Source organism: Vibrio sp. 10N.222.51.C5, assembly GCF_041474575.1.
Classification (GTDB): domain Bacteria; phylum Pseudomonadota; class Gammaproteobacteria; order Enterobacterales; family Vibrionaceae; genus Vibrio; species Vibrio crassostreae_C.
This window is the reverse complement of record NZ_JBFRUJ010000018.1, coordinates 95,479-117,306: the sequence shown is the minus strand read 5'-3', so window position 1 is coordinate 117,306 and position 21,828 is coordinate 95,479. Positions and strand designations below refer to the sequence as shown.

Annotated in this window: 19 protein-coding genes; 9 read left to right on the top strand and 10 right to left on the bottom strand. The window is 44.9% G+C overall.

The features are described from left to right. Positions 1 to 77: 77 nt before the first annotated feature. A complete protein-coding gene (gene nadC, locus AB4558_RS07220; protein ID WP_017065901.1) occupies positions 78 to 968 on the bottom strand; it encodes a carboxylating nicotinate-nucleotide diphosphorylase in 891 nt (296 codons plus the stop codon). Between the two features lie 83 nt (positions 969 to 1,051). On the opposite strand from nadC, the gene ampD reads away from it, so the two are divergent. From ampD to lpdA, 5 genes are all read left to right on the top strand, one after another. Then, positions 1,052 to 1,651, top strand: a complete 600-nt coding sequence (gene ampD / locus AB4558_RS07215) for a 1,6-anhydro-N-acetylmuramyl-L-alanine amidase AmpD (RefSeq protein ID WP_372128073.1) — start codon at positions 1,052 to 1,054, stop codon at positions 1,649 to 1,651. A gap of 483 nt (positions 1,652 to 2,134) precedes the next feature. After that, complete coding sequence (gene pdhR, locus AB4558_RS07210; RefSeq protein WP_017059443.1) at positions 2,135 to 2,896, top strand: pyruvate dehydrogenase complex transcriptional repressor PdhR; 762 nt, start codon at positions 2,135 to 2,137, stop codon at positions 2,894 to 2,896. A 62-nt stretch (positions 2,897 to 2,958) separates the two neighbouring features. Then, a complete protein-coding gene (aceE, locus tag AB4558_RS07205) occupies positions 2,959 to 5,622 on the top strand; it encodes a pyruvate dehydrogenase (acetyl-transferring), homodimeric type (protein WP_017059442.1) in 2,664 nt (887 codons plus the stop codon). Between the two features lie 26 nt (positions 5,623 to 5,648). Beyond that, positions 5,649 to 7,562, top strand: a complete 1,914-nt coding sequence (gene aceF / locus AB4558_RS07200; protein WP_372083291.1) for a pyruvate dehydrogenase complex dihydrolipoyllysine-residue acetyltransferase — start codon at positions 5,649 to 5,651, stop codon at positions 7,560 to 7,562. A gap of 242 nt (positions 7,563 to 7,804) precedes the next feature. Continuing rightward, complete coding sequence (gene lpdA / locus AB4558_RS07195) at positions 7,805 to 9,235, top strand: dihydrolipoyl dehydrogenase (protein WP_017059440.1); 1,431 nt, start codon at positions 7,805 to 7,807, stop codon at positions 9,233 to 9,235. 203 nt (positions 9,236 to 9,438) lie between these two features. On the opposite strand, the gene AB4558_RS07190 is transcribed toward lpdA, so the two are convergent. Beyond that, the gene (locus AB4558_RS07190; RefSeq protein WP_019824386.1) at positions 9,439 to 10,044 is read right to left on the bottom strand and encodes a LuxR/HapR/OpaR family quorum-sensing transcriptional regulator; all 606 of its coding nucleotides are present in this window, start codon (positions 10,042 to 10,044) and stop codon (positions 9,439 to 9,441) included. Positions 10,045 to 10,381: 337 nt separating this feature from the next. Between AB4558_RS07190 and hpt the strand changes: the two genes are divergently transcribed. Continuing rightward, positions 10,382 to 10,912, top strand: a complete 531-nt coding sequence (hpt, locus tag AB4558_RS07185; RefSeq protein ID WP_017059438.1) for a hypoxanthine phosphoribosyltransferase — start codon at positions 10,382 to 10,384, stop codon at positions 10,910 to 10,912. Positions 10,913 to 10,986: 74 nt separating this feature from the next. Here hpt and can read toward each other — a convergent pair whose 3' ends face one another. Next, positions 10,987 to 11,655 (bottom strand): carbonate dehydratase, encoded by a 669-nt coding sequence (gene can, locus AB4558_RS07180; protein WP_017063246.1) that lies wholly within the window; start codon positions 11,653 to 11,655, stop codon positions 10,987 to 10,989. A gap of 286 nt (positions 11,656 to 11,941) precedes the next feature. Here can and AB4558_RS07175 point away from each other — a divergent pair, with 286 nt between their 5' ends. From AB4558_RS07175 to AB4558_RS07165, 3 genes are all read left to right on the top strand, one after another. After that, positions 11,942 to 13,573 carry a SulP family inorganic anion transporter gene (locus AB4558_RS07175; protein ID WP_017063247.1) on the top strand — a complete coding sequence of 544 codons (1,632 nt, stop codon included), beginning with the start codon at positions 11,942 to 11,944 and terminating at the stop codon, positions 13,571 to 13,573. A 336-nt stretch (positions 13,574 to 13,909) separates the two neighbouring features. Next, complete coding sequence (locus AB4558_RS07170) at positions 13,910 to 14,827, top strand: ABC transporter ATP-binding protein (RefSeq protein ID WP_017059435.1); 918 nt, start codon at positions 13,910 to 13,912, stop codon at positions 14,825 to 14,827. A gap of 1 nt (position 14,828) precedes the next feature. Beyond that, positions 14,829 to 15,599, top strand: coding sequence for an ABC transporter permease (locus AB4558_RS07165; RefSeq protein WP_010435987.1), 771 nt, complete (start codon positions 14,829 to 14,831; stop codon positions 15,597 to 15,599). Positions 15,600 to 15,685: 86 nt separating this feature from the next. Here AB4558_RS07165 and panC read toward each other — a convergent pair whose 3' ends face one another. The 7 genes from panC to sfsA all read right to left on the bottom strand — a co-directional run bounded on the left by panC (position 15,686) and on the right by sfsA (position 21,824). Next, positions 15,686 to 16,576, bottom strand: a complete 891-nt coding sequence (gene panC / locus AB4558_RS07160; RefSeq protein WP_017059434.1) for a pantoate--beta-alanine ligase — start codon at positions 16,574 to 16,576, stop codon at positions 15,686 to 15,688. 8 nt (positions 16,577 to 16,584) lie between these two features. Next, entirely contained in the window at positions 16,585 to 17,379 is a 795-nt protein-coding gene (panB, locus tag AB4558_RS07155; RefSeq protein ID WP_017059433.1) for a 3-methyl-2-oxobutanoate hydroxymethyltransferase, read from the bottom strand. Between the two features lie 22 nt (positions 17,380 to 17,401). After that, the gene (folK, locus tag AB4558_RS07150) at positions 17,402 to 17,887 is read right to left on the bottom strand and encodes a 2-amino-4-hydroxy-6-hydroxymethyldihydropteridine diphosphokinase (protein ID WP_004735459.1); all 486 of its coding nucleotides are present in this window, start codon (positions 17,885 to 17,887) and stop codon (positions 17,402 to 17,404) included. After that, positions 17,884 to 19,239: a polynucleotide adenylyltransferase PcnB gene (pcnB, locus tag AB4558_RS07145; protein ID WP_017059432.1), complete on the bottom strand. Its 1,356-nt coding sequence runs from the start codon at positions 19,237 to 19,239 to the stop codon at positions 17,884 to 17,886. Before pcnB ends, folK begins: the two co-directional genes overlap by 4 nt. Positions 19,240 to 19,422: 183 nt before the next feature. Beyond that, positions 19,423 to 20,298: a tRNA glutamyl-Q(34) synthetase GluQRS gene (gene gluQRS, locus AB4558_RS07140; RefSeq protein ID WP_372072864.1), complete on the bottom strand. Its 876-nt coding sequence runs from the start codon at positions 20,296 to 20,298 to the stop codon at positions 19,423 to 19,425. Positions 20,299 to 20,516: 218 nt separating this feature from the next. Then, positions 20,517 to 20,963: an RNA polymerase-binding protein DksA gene (dksA, locus tag AB4558_RS07135; protein ID WP_017059430.1), complete on the bottom strand. Its 447-nt coding sequence runs from the start codon at positions 20,961 to 20,963 to the stop codon at positions 20,517 to 20,519. Positions 20,964 to 21,080: 117 nt separating this feature from the next. Continuing rightward, positions 21,081 to 21,824, bottom strand: coding sequence for a DNA/RNA nuclease SfsA (sfsA, locus tag AB4558_RS07130; protein ID WP_372072866.1), 744 nt, complete (start codon positions 21,822 to 21,824; stop codon positions 21,081 to 21,083). Between the last annotated feature and the right edge of the window lie 4 nt (positions 21,825 to 21,828).

The following is a 21,828-nucleotide window of genomic DNA, read 5'->3' as shown; positions in this document are numbered from 1 at the left end:
CGGAAAGCCGCGATGAACCATAAAAAAGGTACCGTCACAAACAGTGCCTTTATAGAAATTATTTATTATTCAGTCAATTACGCTTTGAATCTCATTGATAGATCCATTGCTTTTAGGTGCTTAGTTAGCGCGCCTACCGAAATGTAATCAACACCCGTTTCAGCGAACTCTGCAATGGTATCTAAAGTTACGTTACCAGAGTTTTCTAGCGCAGCACGTCCTGCGTTGATTTTCACAGCTTCACGCATCATGTCTGTAGTGAAGTTGTCTAGCATGATGATGTCTGCGCCAGCGCTGATCGCTTGCTCTAACTCTTCTAGGCTTTCGGTTTCAACTTCTACTGGTTTACCTGGATTCAGCTCTTTTGCAGTAGAGATAGCTTTCTCAATGCCACCACAAGCGATGATGTGGTTTTCTTTGATTAGGTAAGCATCGAAAACACCAATACGGTGATTGAAACCGCCACCACAAGCCACCGCGTATTTCAGTGCGCTGCGTAGGCCAGGAATTGTTTTACGAGTATCTAACAAGCGGCATTCAGTGTGTTTGATTTTGTCTGCGTAGATAGCCGTCGTAGTCGCACAGCCAGATAGCGTTTGAATGAAGTTCATTGCGTTACGCTCACCGGTTAATAGTGCGCGAGCTGGGCCAGTTAGCGTGCAAAGCGTTTGGTTTGGTTCAACTTTGTCGCCATCTTCTACATTCCACTCGATAGTCACTTCACCGCCCAGTTGCTTGAACACTTCATCAGCCCAAGCTTTACCGCAGAACACGCCGTGCTCACGGGTAATAATGGTTGCACTGTTGATTGCGTCTGCAGGGATTAGACTTGCCGTAATATCAGCCGCTGGATCTAACGTTCCACCTAGATCTTCTTTGATGGTCTCAGCGACTGCACGAGTGATCTCTAGAGGCAGTTGCTCTTTTAAGTAGTCAAGGCGTTGGTGGCTGTTATGTGTGTTTTTCATCGCAAATCTAATCTTGAAAGGGAGTGGGAATGGAATGATACTCTTGCTTAACTTCAAATTAAAGAGGCTAGCGCGACTGCTCTATGGGCAAGGTCACATCTTATTGTGCTAGCAGAAACGAAAGTGAGACCAAGATGACGATCACCTCCAATGGATGGTATGACAACGCTCGGCATGTTCCTTCCCCGTATTTTGATGCTCGACCGAGTGCCGACGATATCTCGCTGCTGGTGGTTCATAACATTAGCCTGCCTCCGGGGCAATTTGGTGGGCCTTACATCGAACAATTTTTTACGGGTAAACTCGACGCTTCGGAACATCCATTTTTTAAGGTGATTCACCAAATGGGCGTATCGGCGCACTGTTTGATTCGTCGCGATGGGGAAGTGGTGCAGTTCGTTTCTTTCTTAGACCGAGCTTGGCATGCTGGCCAGTCGAGTTTTGCAGGGCGTGAAAGGTGCAATGACTATTCGATTGGTATTGAACTGGAAGGTAGTGACTTTGTGGCTTACACTGAGCAGCAGTATCAAGCGCTTGCCCAATTAACAGAAACTATCGTATCGACGTTCCCTCAAATCACCAGCGAACGTATCACTGGCCATCAATACATAGCGCCTCTGCGTAAAACTGACCCTGGCTTGGTGTTCGATTGGCAGAAGTTTAAAAAAAATCTCAAAGCTTAAGCCTCCGTTTTTGACGATGGCTTGACCGCTGGCGGGCGTTGAATAGTCAACGCCTAGCATAATGACTTGTGAATTTTTGTTGTTGCGATGTAAAGAAAGTGGTGGAGAGAAGCGCATCAATAAATTGAGAGTGTGACGAACTTATCAAACACTCATTTATTAAAACTTATGAACAGAATTTCCACCCTAAATGTGCGCTTGGTTCGATTTTTAAACGAGTGACACTAATCTTTCTGAAACAATTCATTTTTATCCTGAAACTTTCTAGCACGAACACTCCCCAAAAGTATTACCCCTGTAAATGGTAAGACCAATTTGGTTGCTGTTTTAAATTTCATTTGTTAAATCATGGTTAATTCACGCTGTATTCTATGATGCAGGTCAATTTTAGGCTGGACAGTGGCGTTTTAATTATGTTAATTTCTGCCCAACTTAAAATTGGTATTACCAATTGTCAGCGAAGAAAAAGAAGAACAACAAACTATGGCTTATCAAAGGATTCGTCAGCCAAAACTCTCCGATGTTATCGAACAAGAGTTAGAAAGGTTGATAGTGGAAGGAACACTGGCTCCAGGGCAGCAGCTGCCGCCTGAGCGCGAACTGGCGAAACAGTTCGATGTGTCTCGTCCTTCGATCCGAGAAGCGATACAACGTTTAGAAGCAAAACGCTTGCTTACTCGCCGTCAAGGTGGAGGTACGTTTGTTAGCGAAAATATCTGGAAAAGCTTTTCAGATCCTTTGCTTAATTTGTTGTCGTCCCATTCTGAAACCCAACTAGACTTGTTGGAATCGCGTCATGCGATGGAAGGGATTTCGGCTTACTTCGCGGCATTGCGTGGAACCGATGAAGACTTTGCTCGTATTCAAGCCTGCCAAGAAAAAATTCACGGCGCGCAAGAAAAGGGTGATATTGAAGCCGAATCTGCAGCGGTGATGGCTTTTCTTATTGCTTTAACAGAGGCAGCGCACAATGTGGTGTTATTGCACATTGTTCGTAGCTTGGCTCCGTTACTCGAACAAAACGTCTTAGAGAATTTAAAGCTGTTGCATCGTCGTAAAGACGTTGTGGAGAAAGTGAGTATACATCGAGCTAACATTGTGGATGCGATCGTTTCAGGGCAGCCAGAACAGGCACGTGAAATGTCACACTCTCATTTAGCTTACATCGAAGAAACATTGCTGGATTTGACGAAGGAAGAGTCGCGCCGCGAACGTTCTCTACGTCGAATTCAACAGGGTAAATAGCCGTAATACTTCGGCTTTTTACGTGTTTAGTAGAATCCAACTAACAAAAAGGATAGATCGCCATGTCTGACATGAAGCATGACGTTGATGCTCTGGAAACTCAAGATTGGTTAGAAGCTCTTGAGTCAGTAGTACGTGAAGAAGGTGTAGAACGTGCACAGTTTTTACTAGAACAAGTTCTAGATAAAGCACGTTTAGATGGTGTTGATATGGCTACAGGCATCAACACAAACTACATCAACACAATTCCAGCAGCACAAGAGCCAGCTTACCCTGGTGACGTAACTCTTGAGCGTCGTATTCGTTCGATTATTCGCTGGAACGCAATCATGATCGTATTGCGTGCTTCTAAGAAAGACCTAGACCTTGGTGGTCACATGGCTTCTTACCAGTCAGCAGCAGCGTTCTACGAAGTATGTTTCAACCACTTCTTCCGTGCTCCAAACGAGACAGACGGTGGCGATCTAGTTTACTACCAAGGTCACATCTCTCCAGGTATCTACTCTCGTGCATTCGTTGAAGGTCGTCTAACTGAAGAACAGCTAGATAACTTCCGTCAAGAAGTTGATGGTAAAGGTATCCCTTCTTACCCGCACCCGAAACTGATGCCTGAGTTCTGGCAGTTCCCGACAGTATCTATGGGTCTTGGCCCTATCTCTGCTATCTACCAAGCGCGCTTCCTTAAGTACCTTGACGGCCGTGGCCTGAAAGAAACTTCAGCGCAACGCGTATACGCGTTCCTAGGTGACGGTGAGATGGATGAGCCAGAATCACGTGGTGCTATCTCTTTCGCTGCGCGTGAGAAGCTAGACAACCTATGTTTCCTAATCAACTGTAACCTACAGCGTCTAGACGGCCCTGTAATGGGTAACGGTAGCATCATCCAAGAACTTGAAGGCCTATTCAAAGGTGCAGGTTGGAACGTTGTTAAAGTTATCTGGGGTAGCAACTGGGATTCTCTACTAGCTAAAGACACTACTGGTAAGCTTCTTCAACTAATGAACGAAACTATCGATGGTGACTACCAAACATTCAAATCTAAAGATGGCGCATACGTACGTGAGCACTTCTTTGGTAAGTACCCAGAAACAGCTGCACTAGTTGCAGACATGACTGATGACGAAATTTTCGCTCTTAAGCGTGGTGGTCACGATTCTTCTAAACTGTTTGCTGCATTCAACAATGCTAAAGAGACAAACGGTAAGCCAACTGTAATCCTAGCTAAGACTGTTAAAGGTTACGGCATGGGTGATGCAGCTGAAGGTAAGAACATTGCACACGGTGTTAAGAAAATGGACATGACTCATGTTCAACACCTACGTGATCGCCTAGGCCTAGAAGACATCCTTTCAGATGAGAAGATCGCTGAACTTCCTTACCTGAAATTGGAAGAAGGTACGCCTGAGTACGAATACATGCACGCTCGTCGTAACGCTCTACACGGTTACACACCTGCACGTCTTCCTAAGTTTACTCAAGAGTTCAAGGTTCCTGAGCTAGACGCATTCGCACCTCTACTAGGTGAACAGAAGCGTGATATCTCTACAACTATGGCTTATGTACGTACGCTAAACATCCTTCTTAAAGATAAGAACATTGGTAAGAACATCGTTCCTATCATCTGTGATGAAGCTCGTACATTCGGTATGGAAGGTCTATTCCGTCAGGTTGGTATCTACAACCCACACGGTCAAGAATACACACCTGAAGATAAAGGCATCGTTTCTTACTACAAAGAAGCAACGTCTGGTCAAGTTCTTCAAGAAGGTATCAACGAACTAGGTTCTATGGCTTCATGGGTTGCTGCTGCAACTTCATACAGCACAAACGATCTACCGATGATCCCGTTCTACATCTACTACTCAATGTTCGGTTTCCAACGTATTGGTGACATGGCATGGCTAGCAGGCGACCAACAAGCTCGTGGCTTCCTACTAGGTGCTACTGCAGGTCGTACAACACTGAACGGTGAAGGTCTACAGCACGAAGATGGTCACTCGCACATCCAAGCGAACACTATCCCGAACTGTATCTCTTACGACCCAACGTTCGCTTACGAGCTAGCGGTAATCATGCAAGACGGTATCCGTCGCATGTACGGTCCTGAGCAAGAGAACGTTTACTACTACCTAACAGTAATGAACGAGAACTACGCAATGCCAGCAATGCCAGAAGGCGCTGAAGAAGGCATCCGTAAGGGTATCTACAAGCTTGAATCTCACGCTGGTGCTAAGGGCAAAGTTCAACTAATGAGCTCTGGTACTATCATGAACGAAGCGCGTAAAGCGGCTGAAATTCTAAGCGAAGAGTACGGCGTAGCATCTGACGTATTCTCTGTAACGTCGTTCAACGAACTAACTCGTGACGGCCAAGCGGTAGAGCGTGACAACATGCTTCACCCAGAAGCTGAAGAGAAAGTACCGTACATCACGACTGTTCTTGGTAAAGAACCTGCAATCGCAGTGACTGACTACATGAAGAACTACGCTGAGCAAGTACGTGCGTACATGCCAACTGAGTCTTACAAAGTACTTGGTACAGATGGTTTCGGCCGCTCTGACAGCCGTGCAAACCTACGTCGTCACTTCGAAGTTAACGCTGGCTACATCGTAGTTGCAGCTCTAACTGAACTGGCTAAACGTGGTGACATCGAGAAATCAGTAGTTGTTGAAGCAATTGCTAAGTTCGATATCGACACTGAAAAAACTAACCCGCAATACGCATAAGACTGGCATTAAGGTAGGTAAATACAATGACAATCGAAATTAATGTACCAGACATCGGTGCTGACGAGGTTGAAGTAACTGAGATTCTTGTAAACGTTGGTGACAAGGTTGAAGAAGAGCAGTCACTGATCACTGTTGAAGGCGACAAAGCTTCAATGGAAGTTCCAGCGTCTCAAGCGGGTATCGTTAAAGAAATCAAAGTAGCTGAAGGCGATTCAGTTTCTACTGGTTCTCTTATCATGATCTTTGAAGAGGCAGGCTCTCCTGCGGAAGGTGCTGCTGCAGCACCGGCTGCGCCAGCAGTTGAAGCGGCGGCACCAGTTGCTGCAGCTCCTGCAGCGGCGGCTGAGCTTAAAGAAGTTCACGTACCAGACATCGGCGGTGATGAAGTTGAAGTAACTGAAATCATGGTTGCTATCGGTGACGCAGTAGAAGAAGAGCAATCTCTTCTTACTGTTGAAGGCGATAAGGCTTCTATGGAAGTTCCTGCACCATTCGCTGGTATCGTTAAAGAAATCAAGATCGCTTCTGGTGATTCAGTTTCTACTGGTTCTCTAGTAATGGTATTCGAAGTGGCTGGTTCAGCACCTGCAGCAGCTCCGGCTCCTGCGGCGGCTGCACCAGTTGCAGCGGCTCCAGCAGCATCAGCTGAAAAAGAAGTAAACGTTCCTGATATCGGTGGTGACGAAGTAGAAGTTACTGAAATCATGGTAGCGGTTGGCGATACAGTAGAAGAAGAGCAATCTCTAATTACTGTTGAAGGCGACAAAGCTTCAATGGAAGTTCCTGCACCATTCGCTGGTACAGTAAAAGAGATCAAGATTGCAGCTGGCGACAAAGTGTCAACTGGCTCTCTAATCATGACTTTCGTCGTGGCCGGCACTCCGGTTGAAGGCGCAGCTCCTGCTCCTGTTGCAGCACCAGCACAAGCAGCAGCTCCAGCGGCGGCACCTGCTCCTAAAGCAGAAGCACCTGCAGCAGCAGCTGGCGACTTCCAAGAGAACGGTGACTACGCGCACGCTTCTCCAGTAGTTCGTCGTCTAGCTCGTGAATTTGGCGTTAACCTTTCTAAGGTTAAAGGTACTGGTCGTAAGAGCCGTATCCTTAAAGAAGACGTTCAGTCTTACGTTAAAGATGCACTTAAGCGTCTTGAGTCTGGTGCAGCTGCATCTGGCAAAGGCGGCGACGGTTCTGCTCTTGGTCTACTACCATGGCCAAAAGTTGACTTCAGCAAGTTCGGCGAAACTGAAGTTCAGAAGCTTTCTAAGATTAAGAAGATCTCTGGTGCTAACCTGCACCGTAACTGGGTAATGATCCCTCACGTTACACAATGGGACAACGCAGACATCACTGAGCTAGAAGCATTCCGTAAAGAACAGAACGCAATCGAAGCGAAGAAAGACACTGGCATGAAGATCACTCCACTTGTGTTCATCATGAAAGCTGTTGCTAAAGCGCTAGAAGCATTCCCAGCGTTTAACTCTTCTCTTTCTGAAGATGGCGAAAGCATCATTCTTAAGAAGTACGTAAACGTGGGTATCGCTGTTGATACACCAAACGGTCTAGTTGTTCCTGTCTTCAAAGACGTGAACAAGAAAGGCATTTACGAGCTATCTGAAGAGCTAATGGCTGTTTCTAAGAAAGCACGTTCTGGTAAGCTAACAGCGGCAGACATGCAAGGCGGTTGTTTCACAATCTCTAGCCTTGGTGGTATTGGCGGCACTGCATTTACTCCAATCGTAAATGCTCCAGAAGTAGGTATCCTAGGTGTATCTAAGTCTGAAATTAAGCCAGTTTGGAATGGTAAAGAGTTCCAACCACGTCTACAGCTTCCACTGTCTCTATCATACGACCACCGTGTGATCGATGGTGCTGAAGGTGCACGCTTCATTACTTTCCTAAACAGCGCACTATCTGACATTCGTCGTCTAGTACTGTAATTGAGAAAGTAATTATTAAGGTGACTTTCGGGTCACCTTAATTCTTTATATAAAGACTATTTTTAGAGAACAGTTTCCTGCATTTCTCATAATCTGATGGGGAATTGTTGTCTAGCTCACAGGCTAACTTAAAGCTACTTTCACACTGTTAACATCTCTGTAAAATGTTTCCTGTTTGAAAGCCCAATAATTTTAAGAACATCTACTCAGCCTGTTAGGGATAATGACTACAAGAGGTCACAATGAGCAAAGAAATTAAAGCCCAAGTTGTTGTACTTGGTTCAGGTCCTGCTGGTTACTCAGCGGCATTCCGTTGTGCGGATTTAGGTCTAGAAACAGTACTAGTTGAACGTTACAGCACTCTTGGTGGTGTATGTCTAAACGTTGGTTGTATTCCATCAAAAGCACTTCTTCACGTTTCTAAAGTAATCGAAGAAGCTAAAGCGATGGCAGAGCACGGCGTTGTATTCGGCGAGCCACAAACGGACATCAACAAGATCCGTATCTGGAAAGAAAAAGTAGTTGATCAACTAACTGGCGGTCTTGGCGGTATGGCTAAGATGCGTAACGTTACTGTTGTTAACGGTTTCGGTAAGTTCACTGGTCCTAACAGCATTCTTGTTGAAGGCGAAGGCGAAGCAACAACTGTTAACTTCGACAACGCAATCATTGCTGCGGGTTCTCGCCCAATCAAACTTCCTTTCATCCCACATGAAGACCCACGTATTTGGGATTCTACGGATGCACTAGAACTAAACGAAGTACCTGAAAAACTGCTTATCATGGGCGGCGGTATCATCGGTCTTGAGATGGGTACGGTTTACCACTCTCTAGGTTCTAAAGTTGAAGTTGTAGAGATGTTCGATCAAGTTATCCCTGCTGCGGATAAAGACATCGTTAAAGTTTTCACTAAGCGCATTAAGAACAAGTTCAAGCTAATGCTTGAAACTAAAGTGACTGCTGTTGAAGCAAAAGAAGACGGTATCTACGTTTCAATGGAAGGCAAAAAAGCACCAGCTGAAGCTGAACGCTACGATGCTGTTCTTGTTGCTATCGGTCGTGTTCCAAACGGTGCACTTATCGACGCTGAAAAAGCGGGTATCGAAGTTGATGAGCGTGGTTTCATCAATGTTGATAAGCAAATGCGTACTAATGTTCCTCACATCCACGCGATCGGTGATGTTGTTGGTCAACCAATGCTTGCTCACAAAGGTGTGCATGAAGGTCACGTAGCTGCTGAAGTTATCTCTGGTAAGAAGCACTACTTCGACCCTAAAGTAATCCCATCAATTGCGTACACTGAGCCAGAAGTTGCTTGGGTAGGTAAGACTGAGAAAGAAGCGAAAGCTGAAGGCATCAATTACGAAGTTGCTACTTTCCCTTGGGCTGCTTCTGGTCGTGCAATCGCTTCTGACTGTGCAGACGGCGTGACTAAGATGATCTTCGATAAAGATACTCATCGCGTAATCGGTGGTGCTGTTGTTGGTACTAACGGTGGTGAACTTCTTGGCGAAATCGGCCTAGCGATCGAAATGGGTTGTGATGCAGAAGATATCGCACTTACTATCCACGCTCACCCAACTCTACACGAGTCTGTTGGTCTAGCTGCGGAAGTATTCGAAGGTTCAATCACTGACCTTCCAAATAAGAAAGCAGTGAAAAAGAAGAAGTAATTCTTTCTTAGTCACTCGCTAATGTTTTTAAAAGCCGCTGATTTGTCAGCGGCTTTTTTATGTCTGAAGTAAGTCGCAGGAACGTTTCACTCCGAGATGCGAGTACGCTGCGCTCCGGGATACGAAGAGCGAGTGCTAAAAACAAAAAAGGATTGACGCAATACGCCAATCCCTAAGTTTTTTTCGAAGACCGAATTTCAAATCTATTTATAAATGCACAGCATGTTCAAATAGCTATCCGTTAAGCTTGAAAGCTCTTCTGGCGTTTCTACACGTTTCGCTTGGATGAATAGCGAGTAGCAAATGCCGTGGAATAGATTGGCTAGATGTTTAGGATCGTGATCGTCACAAACTTCGCCACGTTCAATCGCTTTGCTAAACATGTTTTGTACTAACATTTGGTTAGTGCGGTTCGTTGTTACGAATAGCGGCCATACTTCATCACGAGTCGAAGCGCTCCATTCGAACCACACATTTAACCAATGGCTATCTTGAGCCACTAACGTCACCATTTCAGTCGCAATATTATGTAGGTTTTGTTTTGCGTGAATATCCAGATCGATATTGTCTGAAAGGAAGTTAGAGAATTGGCGTACAACGTGATTTAGTACTTCATCAACCAGATCTTCACGGGTAGGGAAGTAGTTAAATACAGTTGCGACAGACACCTGAGCGATGTCTGCAATATCAGCGTGTCCACCACGACCGATACCGCGGCGAGAGAATACCTCAAGAGCGATTTCCATCAATTGAAGTTTTCTTTTTAAAGGTGAAAGCCTAGTTCTAGGTCTCTTAGATATTGAGTCCATTTTATTTTCCTTGCCAACGAAATTTTTATATTAATGATTTTATTATTATTTAAGCCAAGATGAGTGTAATGGTGCATATGCGAATGGTCAATCCTTTCAGCTTGTTTTATAGACAGTTACATCAAACTTGATACATAAAGCGTGATCAGCATTGATGTGAAAGGAGACGAGTATTGGATAAGGCACCAGCGCACATTTCGTTGAGAATCTGACAGTAAATTCGAACCATAAGGTGGTGTGGGTATTTGAGCAGTGCTAGACTTACGCACAAAATTGAGCGACACAACTGACGAAACTGTCAACATTCGTCGCAATCACCAAATAGAATGAGAGCAGTATGAAGCATACAGTTGAAGTCATGATCTCTGAGCAAGAAGTTCAGGATCGAGTGAACGAACTAGGCAAACAGATCACGGAACACTACAACGGTAGTGAAGATCTAGTTTTAGTTGGCTTATTGCGTGGATCTTTTGTCTTTATGGCAGATCTTGCTCGTGCTATCGATTTAACTCACCAAGTTGATTTCATGACCGCGTCTAGCTACGGCAACGGCATGGAAAGCTCACGTGATGTTCGTATTTTGAAAGACCTTGATGATGATATCCAAGGTAAAGATGTTCTACTTGTAGAAGATATTATCGATACGGGTAACACGCTGACTAAAGTGAAAGAGATTCTAAGCCTACGTGGTCCTAAGTCTATCGAAATTTGTACGCTATTAGACAAGCCTTCTCGCCGTGAAGTGACTGTCGATACAAAATGGATTGGTTTTGAGATCCCAGACGAGTTTGTTGTTGGTGTTGGTATCGACTACGCACAAAAATATCGTCACCTACCGTACATCGGTAAGGTAGTACCTCAAGAGTAATCATTACGCTTGTGGTTTAGAAGTCATTAAAAAGCCCGCTTGATGCGGGCTTTTTGTATATATGACGGAATGGGTTAGCTTTGTTGACTAAGAAGAGGCGTCGTTAAGATCTTGTTTAATGCATCTAAGTGACTGTTCTCTAAAGTATCGTTACTTGAGCAACGTACGCCAAGGTCCTGTAGCTTGCCATCGCCAATACCATAAACCACACCATGGATTTCAACGTCTTGGCCACGCTCCCACGCATTTTGCATAATGGTTGAGTTACCTAGGTTATAAACCTGTTCTGCGACGTTAATTTCGCATAACTTGTCACCCCATTGTTCACGAGGAAGCCCCTCGATTTGCTTGCGGTATTTTAGGTAATTGTCACGGATGTGCAGTAACCAGTTGTTGATAAGACCAAGTTTCGGGTTATCAATCGCCGCGTTAACACCGCCACAACCGTAGTGACCACAGACAATAATGTGTTTCACTTTAAGCACATCTACTGCGTACTGAACAACAGATAGACAGTTTAGGTCTGTATGAACCACTTGGTTGGCCACGTTTCGGTGAACAAACAGTTCTCCAGAATATAAGCCAGTCAGGCGCTCGGCTGGAACTCGGCTATCTGAACAACCTATCCATAGAAAACCAGGGCTTTGACCCTCTTCAAGCGTTGTAAAATACTCAGGTCTTTCAGAGCGAATTTCTTCAGACCATTTGGAATTGTTCTCAAAAAGCTGTTTTATTTCTGGCATCTTGCTTCTTACATCCCTCAATTAAGATGCTTAACTATACACAATGTTACAAATTCAATCTCGTAAAAACTGCGTCAAAATGTACTCATCTGACGTGTTCTAGTACGGAAAATCATAAACTTAGCCCACTATCAATAATCCGGTTATAAGACATGAATAATGTGATTGAATTAACACTTTCTGAACACTTGATACATTTGCTAAAGTGATAAGGTTTGTCATTTCATCATCAGGAAGGTGTGTTTTGTTTGGAAGTCGTTTTACGGATATCAATCTCAAAGGGGATATGTTTGGCGGTGTAACTACAGCCATCATCTCGTTACCTTTAGCATTGGCATTTGGTGTTGCTTCTGGCGCGGGAGCTGAAGCTGGCTTGTGGGGCGCCATTATGGTTGGCCTATTTGCAGCATTGTTTGGCGGTTCGAGTAGTTTGATTTCTGAACCTACCGGCCCGATGACGGTGATCATGACTGCCGTAATGACGAGTATGGTTGCTAAATATCCTGAAACGGGTATGGCAATGACCTTTACTGTCGTGATGATGGCCGGTGCATTCCAGATATTACTTGGTACGTTAAAGCTAGGAAAATACGTCACTTTGATGCCATATAGCGTGATCTCCGGATTCATGTCGGGCATTGGCGTTATTCTGATTATCTTGCAGCTGTCTCCATTGTTAGGGCATGCCGCTCCATCCGGTGGTGTAATGGGCACGCTCTCTGCTTTACCTGATACGCTAGCAAACTTAAAAGTGAGTGAGCTATTTCTAGGTGCTCTGACACTCGGTATTCTTTTTGGCTTCCCCGCTAAGTATCGTAAGTATGTGCCTGCTCAACTGGTCGCGTTAGTGGCTGTAACGCTCTTGTCCGTCATTATTTTTGATACCGACTCTATTCGCCGTATTGGTGAAATCCCAGCTGGTTTACCTTCCCTCGTTATCCCTACGATCAGCGCTGAACAGTTTACTACTATGGTTATCGATGCCTTGGTGCTTGGTACATTAGGTTGTATTGATACGCTTTTGACCGCGGTTATCGGAGATTCATTGACTCGTAAAGAGCATGACTCAGACAAAGAGCTTCGTGGTCAAGGCATTGCCAATATGATCTCTGGCCTGTTTGGTGCACTACCTGGCGCGGGTGCTACTATGGGGACTGTAACCAATATTCAGGTGGGAGCGCGTTCTCCGCTTTCAGGTGTTATTCGAGCTTTAGTACTTGCGCTCGTGGTATTGGTTGCAGGTGGTTTAACAGAACCGATTCCTATGGCAGTGCTGGCTGGTATCGCGATGTATGTTGGTTTCAATATCCTAGATTGGAGCTTTATCCAGCGCGCGCACAAGGTTAGCTATGCCGGCATGGGCGTGATGTACGGCGTGATGCTATTGACTGTGTTTGTTGACTTGATTATTGCCGTTGGACTGGGTGTGTTTATCTCGAATATTCTGATTATTGAAAGATTAAGCCGAGAGCAAGCCAGACAAGTTAAGGCGATCAGTGATGGTGATGATGAAGACGATATCCCATTGACTGATAGCGAACGTCAGTTACTCGATAGTGCCAATGGTAAGGTGCTATTCTTCTACCTATCAGGGCCGATGATATTCAGCGTTTCAAAGGCGATTTCACGTCAGCACTCAAGTATCTCTGACTATGAAGCGATGATTCTAGACCTGACAGATGTACCTATGATTGATGTCACTGTTGGCCTAGCGCTAGAGAATGCGATTAAAGATGCATTGGATGCGCAGTGTGAGGTGTATCTGCTGTGTCCTAATGAGAATACTCGTCAACAACTAGAGAAGTTCCACGTGATTGACCTAGTACCTGAATCCAACACTTATCGATTCAGATATGAAGCCCTGACGGCAGCAACAAGCTATGTCGACAGAGATGAGCATCAATTTGAGTCAGTTTAATTTTTCAGTAATAAGCTGATATGAATGACCTGATATGAATAAGCCATAGACGCTCACTTCAAGACTGATCATTAATGCCGTTAAGTGAATCACTTAGCGGCATTTTTATATTTATTGAACGTTGATTTAGTCTTCACCTAGCCAAGACGCTTATTTGTTTTCGAAAGAAACTCTCACACGATATTTGTATTAATCGTCAATCAACGATAAACTTGTTTGCAAAATGGCCGAGTTAACAAGTTTGGGTTAGTTTTCTGCTAGCTCGTTTTAAGCATTACTCTCTTCCTCAAGCTCGGTCGTCTACATCTTATCTATAGCAAATGGCAGTCTATCTCTATGTATGCATTAGAAATTGAGCAATTAAGAAAAACTTATGCTGGGGGCTTCGAGGCTCTTAAGGGCGTTAGTTTACAAGTAGAAAAAGGCGACTTTTACGCACTACTTGGTCCCAATGGTGCGGGTAAATCAACCACCATTGGTGTTATCTCTTCACTGGTAAATAAAACGTCAGGCAAGGTTAAAGTGTTCGGCTACGACATTGATACCGATCTGGAATTGGCGAAGCAGAACTTAGGCCTTGTGCCTCAAGAGTTTAACTTTAACCCGTTTGAAACCGTTGAACAGATCGTGCTGCAACAAGCGGGTTATTACGGCGTGCCAAAAGCATTAGCGAAAGAGCGAGCGAAAAAGTACCTATCTCAACTCGATCTGTGGGAAAAGCGTGGCGAACGCGCGCGTAACTTGTCTGGTGGTATGAAGCGTCGTTTGATGATCGCGCGTGCATTGATGCATGAACCTCATTTGTTGATCCTTGATGAACCGACAGCAGGCGTTGATATTGAACTACGTCGTTCAATGTGGGAATTCCTAAAAGAGATCAATGAGAAGCAGGGCATTACCATTATCTTGACCACGCACTACCTAGAAGAAGCAGAAATGCTGTGTCGCAACATTGGTATCATCAATCGCGGTGAGCTGATTGAGAACACAACAATGAAAGCGCTGTTGGGCAAATTGAGTGCTGAGACCTTTATTCTGGATCTGGAAGAGGGCACGACTGAACCTAAGCTTGAAGGCGTGAATAGCCAAGTGATGGTCAATGGCTCGCTAGAAATCGAAATCGACAAGAACCTAGGTTTGAATACCATCTTTGCTCAATTGAGCGAGCAACAGGTTAAAGTCCTCTCTATGCGTAACAAAGCAAACCGTCTAGAAGAGCTATTTGTGAGTATCGTCCGTGAGGGGAGTAAATAATATGTACAGCCTATATTGGACCGCTTTCTGCAGTTTGTTGACCAAAGAGATCAATCGCTTTACTCGTATCTGGGTGCAGACTCTGGTGCCGCCAGCGATTACCATGACGCTTTACTTCATCATCTTCGGTAACCTGATTGGTGCGCGTATTGGTGAAATGAACGGCTTTAGCTACATGGAATACATTGTTCCCGGTCTGATCATGATGTCGGTGATCACCAACTCATATTCCAACGTTGCTTCATCGTTCTTTAGTGCCAAGTTCCAGAAGAACATTGAAGAGCTGCTTGTAGCGCCTGTTCCTAACTACGTGATTATCGCCGGCTTCGTAATGGGTGGTGTGGTTCGTGGATTGTTAGTGGGTACCATAGTAACCTTCGTGTCGTTGTTCTTTGTCGACTTACAAGTTGACCATTGGGGCGTGATCATTGCGACGGTATTTTTAACGTCGGTAGTATTCGCTTTGGGTGGCTTGATTAACGCGGTATTCGCACGCACGTTTGATGATATCTCTATTATCCCAACCTTTATCTTAACGCCGCTGACGTACCTTGGTGGTGTGTTCTACTCGATCAGTCTATTGCCTGAATTCTGGCAAGGTGTATCGAAGTTGAACCCTATCGTGTACATGGTTAACGCGTTCAGATATGGCTTCTTGGGTGTGTCTGATGTGGGGATCGTGACGTCGTTTGGCGTACTAGGTGTGTTTATCGTGCTGTTGTATGGCATTGCACACTACCTAGTGACAAAGGGTATTGGCTTACGTAGCTAACCTTTGGTTCATCTAAGTAACAGGTAAAGAAAAAGGTCGATATAACATCGACCTTTTTTTTGTTTTGCGTTAAGAGCAGAAGCCGACTATTCAGTCGTTTCTTCTTTCACTTCTTCTTTGGTTTCCGTTACCAAATCGAGAACTTGGTTATCGATAAGACGCGTCTTACCTAGGAAAGCCGACATTAGAATCACTGCTTGAGTTGATTCTGAAGTGATCGCTTGCAGAGTTTTAGCATCACAAATGAAGATTTCGTCAGGTTGAAGATCTGCAGCGCGTAGCTGGTCAGTAGCATCTTCAATCACTGATGCGTAATCATCGCGACCACCACGAATAGCGCTGCTGATCCAGCGCATAGTACGCGCTAAAACGGGCGCTCGTTGGCGCTCGTCAATCGTTAGGTTGCTATTGCGAGAGCTCATTGCCAAACCATCCATTTCACGAACGGTCGCAACGCCGACAACTTCAATGTCTAATGCTAAATCAGTGGTCATCTGGCGAATAACAGCAAGTTGCTGAAAGTCTTTCTCGCCGAAGCATGCAAAGTCTGGCTGAACGATATTAAACAGTTTAGTGACAATGGTTGATACACCACGGAAGTGACCTGGACGAGAGGCACCTTCAAGCATGTGAGATATGCCAGGGACCTCAACAAACGTCTGCTTGTCTAATCCATCTGGGTACATCACCTCTGGCGTTGGTGTAAATACTAGCTCAACCCCTTCACCTGTTAGTTTGCTTAAATCTGCTTCTAACGTTCGAGGGTAGTTGTTTAGGTCGTCTGCACGGTCAAACTGCATTGGGTTTACAAAGATGCTTACCACAACGATGTCGGCCAGTTCACGAGCTTTCTTTACCAGAGTCAGGTGACCTTCATGCAGGTTTCCCATTGTCGGTACAAAAGCAACCGTACGTCCATCACGCTTAAACTGTTTAATCTGCTCACGAAGAGCCGCTATTTCAGCAAAAGTTTGCATACTTACTCCTAAGCGATTGTATGAGCTTCATCAGGGAAGCGCGCGCTCTCTACTTCTTCTTTGTATAGAGCTACTGCCTTACGCATATCACCTGTTTCTGCTAGGAAGTTCTTAGAGAACTTCGGCATGTAGTTCGCAGAAATACCGAACATGTCATGCATAACCAAGATCTGACCATCGGTAACATTACCTGCGCCGATACCGATAACCGGTACGTCACAAGCTTCTGTAATTCGTTTTGCCAATGAAGCTGGCACACATTCAAGTAGAACGATTTGAGCGCCTGCGTTTTGCAGTGCTAACGCGTCAGCAACCATTTTGTCGGCTTGCTCGTCGTCACGACCTTGAATCTTGTAACCACCAAAGATGTTCACAGATTGAGGCGTTAAGCCTAAGTGCGCACATACTGGTACTGCGCGTTCTGTTAGCATTTTCACAGTATCAACCAACCAGCTTCCGCCTTCGATTTTTACCATGTTCGCGCCAGCACGCATCAAGGTAGCTGCGCTCTCACAAGCTTGTTCTGGCGTTGCGTAGCTCATGAAAGGCATGTCAGCCATAAGAAGACAGTTCGGGCTACCAGCACGCACTGAGCGAGTATGGTAAGCAATGTCTTCAACAGTTACTGGTAATGTATCGTTATGGCCTTGTAAAACCATACCCAGTGAATCACCGACAAGCAGAACTGGCATTTCTTGGCTTTCGAATAATTGAGCAAAGCTCGCATCATAAGCTGTCGAAGTCGCGAATTTACGGCCTTCACGTTTGCATTTGATCAGGTCGTTAATGGTTACTTTTTTCATTGGTTTTCCTTAATGCGCTTGGCTATTGTTGCCAAACATTGAGCCCGTTCTTATCTACTATTTTCAGTAGTTCTGTCAGCTCAGTCCCATCAGGGAGTTGTAAACTTGGTGCGATTTCAGCAAGCGGGTAGAGTACAAACTCTCGTTCTTTCATTCCATAATGAGGAACGATTAAGCGCTCTGAATCGATCACCTCATTGCCGTATAGCACAATGTCGAGATCCAAGGTTCTTGGTCCCCAACGTTCGTCTTTACGGACGCGCCCTTGCTCTAGTTCGATCTTTTGAGTGCAATCAAGCAGTTCAATTGGCGTTAATTCGGTTTGGATAGCGACTACCGCGTTGATGTAGTCTGGTTGATTTTGCGGTCCCATTGGAGTGCTACTATATAGCTGAGAGGTCGCAATAAACGTTGATCGCGGTAGGCTTTTTAGCGTTTCGATAGCCAAATTTGCTTGGCTAACTGGGTCGGCAAGGTTGCTGCCGACTGCAATGTAAGCAGTTATCATTCTGATTGCTTACTCTTTTTGTTTCGGTAAGTCTTACGGCGACGATGGCCTGACTTTGATGGTGCTGCAACGTCGTTAGCCATTGCTTGACGCATGTTACGACCTGCAGTCTGATAACGCTCCCACCATTTTGCTAACTCTTTGGTTTCGCCACCTTCAATCTCACCACGCATTTCTAGGAAATCGTAGCCTGCACGGAATTTGTTTAATTCCATTAGACGAACAGCGCGTTTACCGTTGCGACGAGGCAGTCGAAGTTGCAGTTGCCAAACTTCGCGAATGGTTGCTGTGTGACGACGAGGAATCGCAATAGACTTTACTTGCTGATCTAGAATGATGTTACTCGCTTCCATGATCGCATCGTAGTGTGCCATACCCTGTTCAGCGACAAGTTTGTCTGCCAGCTTGTTCATTGGGTACCAAAGCATAGCTGCGAACATGAATGCTGGGTTTACTCGCTTACCATCTTCGATGCGAAGGTCGGTTGAATCGAGAACCAAATCAAGCATCTGCTCTGTGTGTGAGTCGTAATCTTCGGTGAAGTGCTCCGCTACCGCTGGGAACATCTGTTGGAATAGATTGTACTCGCGCATCAAGTGGTAGGTTTCTAAACCGTGACCTGATTGCAGTAATTTCAGAGACTCTTCGTAAAGGCGCGCTGCTGGGATATCTCTTAGAAGGTGAGCTAACTCTTCAATCGGGTCAGCCGTGTCTTCTTCGATGTCGAAATCCAGTTTAGCGGCGAAGCGCATTGCACGTAGCATACGTACTGGGTCTTCGCGGTAACGCGTTTCTGGATCGCCAATCAGGCGGATCAGTTTATCTTCTAAATCTTCTACACCACCCGCGTAATCGTGGATGCTGTAGTCTGCAATGTTGTAGTACATCGCGTTGATTGTGAAATCACGACGCTCTGCATCTTCATCAACACTGCCGTACACGTTATCGCGAAGTAGCATGCCTTCTTTCGATTGTGCAGAAACGTTCTTCGATGGTTCTTGGTGGTGACCACGGAAAGTTGCCACTTCAATGATGTCGCGACCAAACATGATATGTGCCAAGCGGAAACGGCGACCGATAAGACGACAGTTTCTGAAGAGGTGTTTGATTTGCTCTGGCGTTGCGTTGGTCGCAATATCAAAATCTTTTGGCTGAGAGCCTAATAAGATATCGCGCACACCACCACCGACTAGAAATGCGTCAAAACCCGCACCATTCAGGCGATATAGCACTTTTAGTGCGTTGTCGCTGATCTGCTTGCGTGAAATATTGTGCTCTTGACGAGTATAAATATTCAGAGCTAATTCGTGGAATCCGCGTTGTTCGCTTGGGGTATTGTCGTTTGTATTCATTAGTTTAGAACAAAGTAGGTATCGCCAACTTTGTTTTTCTCTTAGTCCAAAGTGGTAGTGCAGAGTTTAATTGCGGCTAATAATAGCTTAGCGCGAGCCATTTGAGAACATCGTCTGCTTAACCACAGTGGTTGGTTATGGCATTTTTATGTGTCGTTTTTGCTATTTGCAGTGAGTTTCGAGCTAATTACAGTGCTCTTTTTGTAAACTATCAGGTAACTGACTGACGTTCCATTGTTGGCAGCCCCACAATAAAATCTCATCCATTGAAGCCTCATAAAGGGCCGTCGGGATATCAAAACCTAAGAATCGCATCGCGTTGAGTAACGTTGGTTTTGGGTTGTCTAGATCTATCGCGGTGGCATGGTTCTGTTTTGACAGTTTATTCCCCAAGCCATCGGTTGCCAATGGTAAGTGCAAGTAGCTCACTGTTTTTTGCTTGAGCGTCTTATACAAACTGATTTGTCGACCGGTGGGTTCTATCAGATCTGCGCCTCTTACGACTTCTGTTACTCCTTGTTCGATGTCATCAAGGACAACGGCCAAGTTATAGGCAAACAATCCATCTCTGCGTTTAATAATAAAATCTTCTACAGCTAGTGCTTTAGGGATTTGAATGGTGCCGTGGCGAACATCATCAAAGGACTCTACTGGAAAGTCCATGCACAAGCGCACCGCCTGTTCACCTAAATCGATTAGGCCTACATCTCGACAGTGACCATTGTAAAAGCCGCCCAAAGCCTTTATCTGCTTGCGGGTGCATTGGCAGTAGTAGGCTTGATTGTCAGCAACCCATTGATCGATTTGAGCTTGATACAAGTCATGACGTTGGCTTTGATAGACGACTTCACCATCCCAAAATAGATGGTAAGCCTCAAGCGTCTTAAGAATGAGGTCTGCAGCGCCGGCCATTTCTCTTGGTGGGTCGAGGTCTTCCATACGAACTAACCATTTTCCTTGGTTAGATTTCGCTTGAAAGTAGCTACCAAGAGCAGCAACAAGTGAGCCAAAATGAAGAGGACCTGACGGTGATGGTGCAAAGCGCCCGATATAATTCATGAGTGAACAACCTAATCTAAATGGTACCGCAGTAGCCGATTCTTAAGACGTTTGACAAGAGCTTTAATGCCTAGAACTAAGCTTCAATCTATAGAACAAGGTTTGATGTATAGAACTAAGGCTTAAAGCTGCTATTTACTATCAAGCGTGTGAAATACTTCGCTTGGATAACAAACAAAAAAGGGAGCCAAGGCTCCCTTTCTTTACATCTGCAAGAATTAACCTTGCATCTGTTTTTCTTTGATCTCTGCAAGTGTTTTACAGTCAATACAAAGATCAGCAGTTGGACGAGCTTCAAGGCGACGAATGCCAATCTCGATACCGCAAGAATCACAGAAGCCGAAATCGTCTTCTTCGATCTTGTCTAATGTCTTCTCAATTTTTTTGATAAGACGACGTTCACGGTCACGGTTACGTAACTCTAAGCTGAATTCTTCTTCTTGAGAAGCACGGTCAACTGGGTCTGGGAAATTCGCTGCTTCGTCCTGCATGTGGTGCACAGTACGATCAACTTCTTCCCTGAGCTGGTTGCGCCAAGCTGCTAAAATTTTTGTAAAATGTTCCGTTTGCTCAAGTGACATGTACTCTTCACCTGGCTTCTCTTGGTACGGTTCAACACCTGCGATGGCTAGGATGCCTAGCGCTTTTTTCTTAGATTCTGGCATACAGCATCTCCTATTTACACCTAGTCAACTGCAAAGCAGCTAATTTTAAGGCGGGTATCTATAGCAGAAAGAACGAATGGTGGCAAATACTCTTATTCAAACTTGCAATCAATGTGATTAGTTCAGCATCTTTGCTTCGCTATTGATAAATTCAACAGCTTGTTTTAGTTGTATTTGAGTACTGCTGAGCTCTGCTTTATAGCAAAGCACTTCAACTCCAGCGTCTTGTGCTTGTTTTAGTAATAACGAATATTTGGCGTCTATATGGTGTGCCGCAGACACTTTTTCAATACCTGAATGTAAAACAGTGAATAAAAGTACGGCTCTATTTCCAGATTCGACCATTTCTGTGAGTTCACGCAGATGTTTTTGGCCTCTGGTTGTGACCGCATCAGGGAAAAAACCTTGCCCTTTAGTTGACGTTTCTTGCTCGTCGAGCAAAGTGACGCTTTTCACTTCGATATAGCAAGGCGGCTTTTCGTTATCTTCAAGCAGAATATCAATGCGACTATTCTCACTGCCATATTTCACTTCGGTTCGTAACGCGTTATAACCTAAGAGTTCAACTATAGTCCCATTTTCAATTGCTTCCACTGCTAGCTGGTTTGCCCGCGCAGTATTTACACAAATACGATGACCTTTGTCTGTTTCTGAGATCTCCCAGCTGTTTGGGTACTTTCTCTTTGCATTATCGGAGGTTGAGTACCACACCGTATTGCCAGGAGTCGCACATCCTGTCATCGCTCCAGTGTTAGCGCAGTGGATAGTGCGCTCGCTACCGTCTGGAAGTTGGATGTCAGTGAGAAAGCGTTTATAGCGTTTAATAAGAGTCGCTGGCTCTAATGGAGGATTGAAGTGCATATTA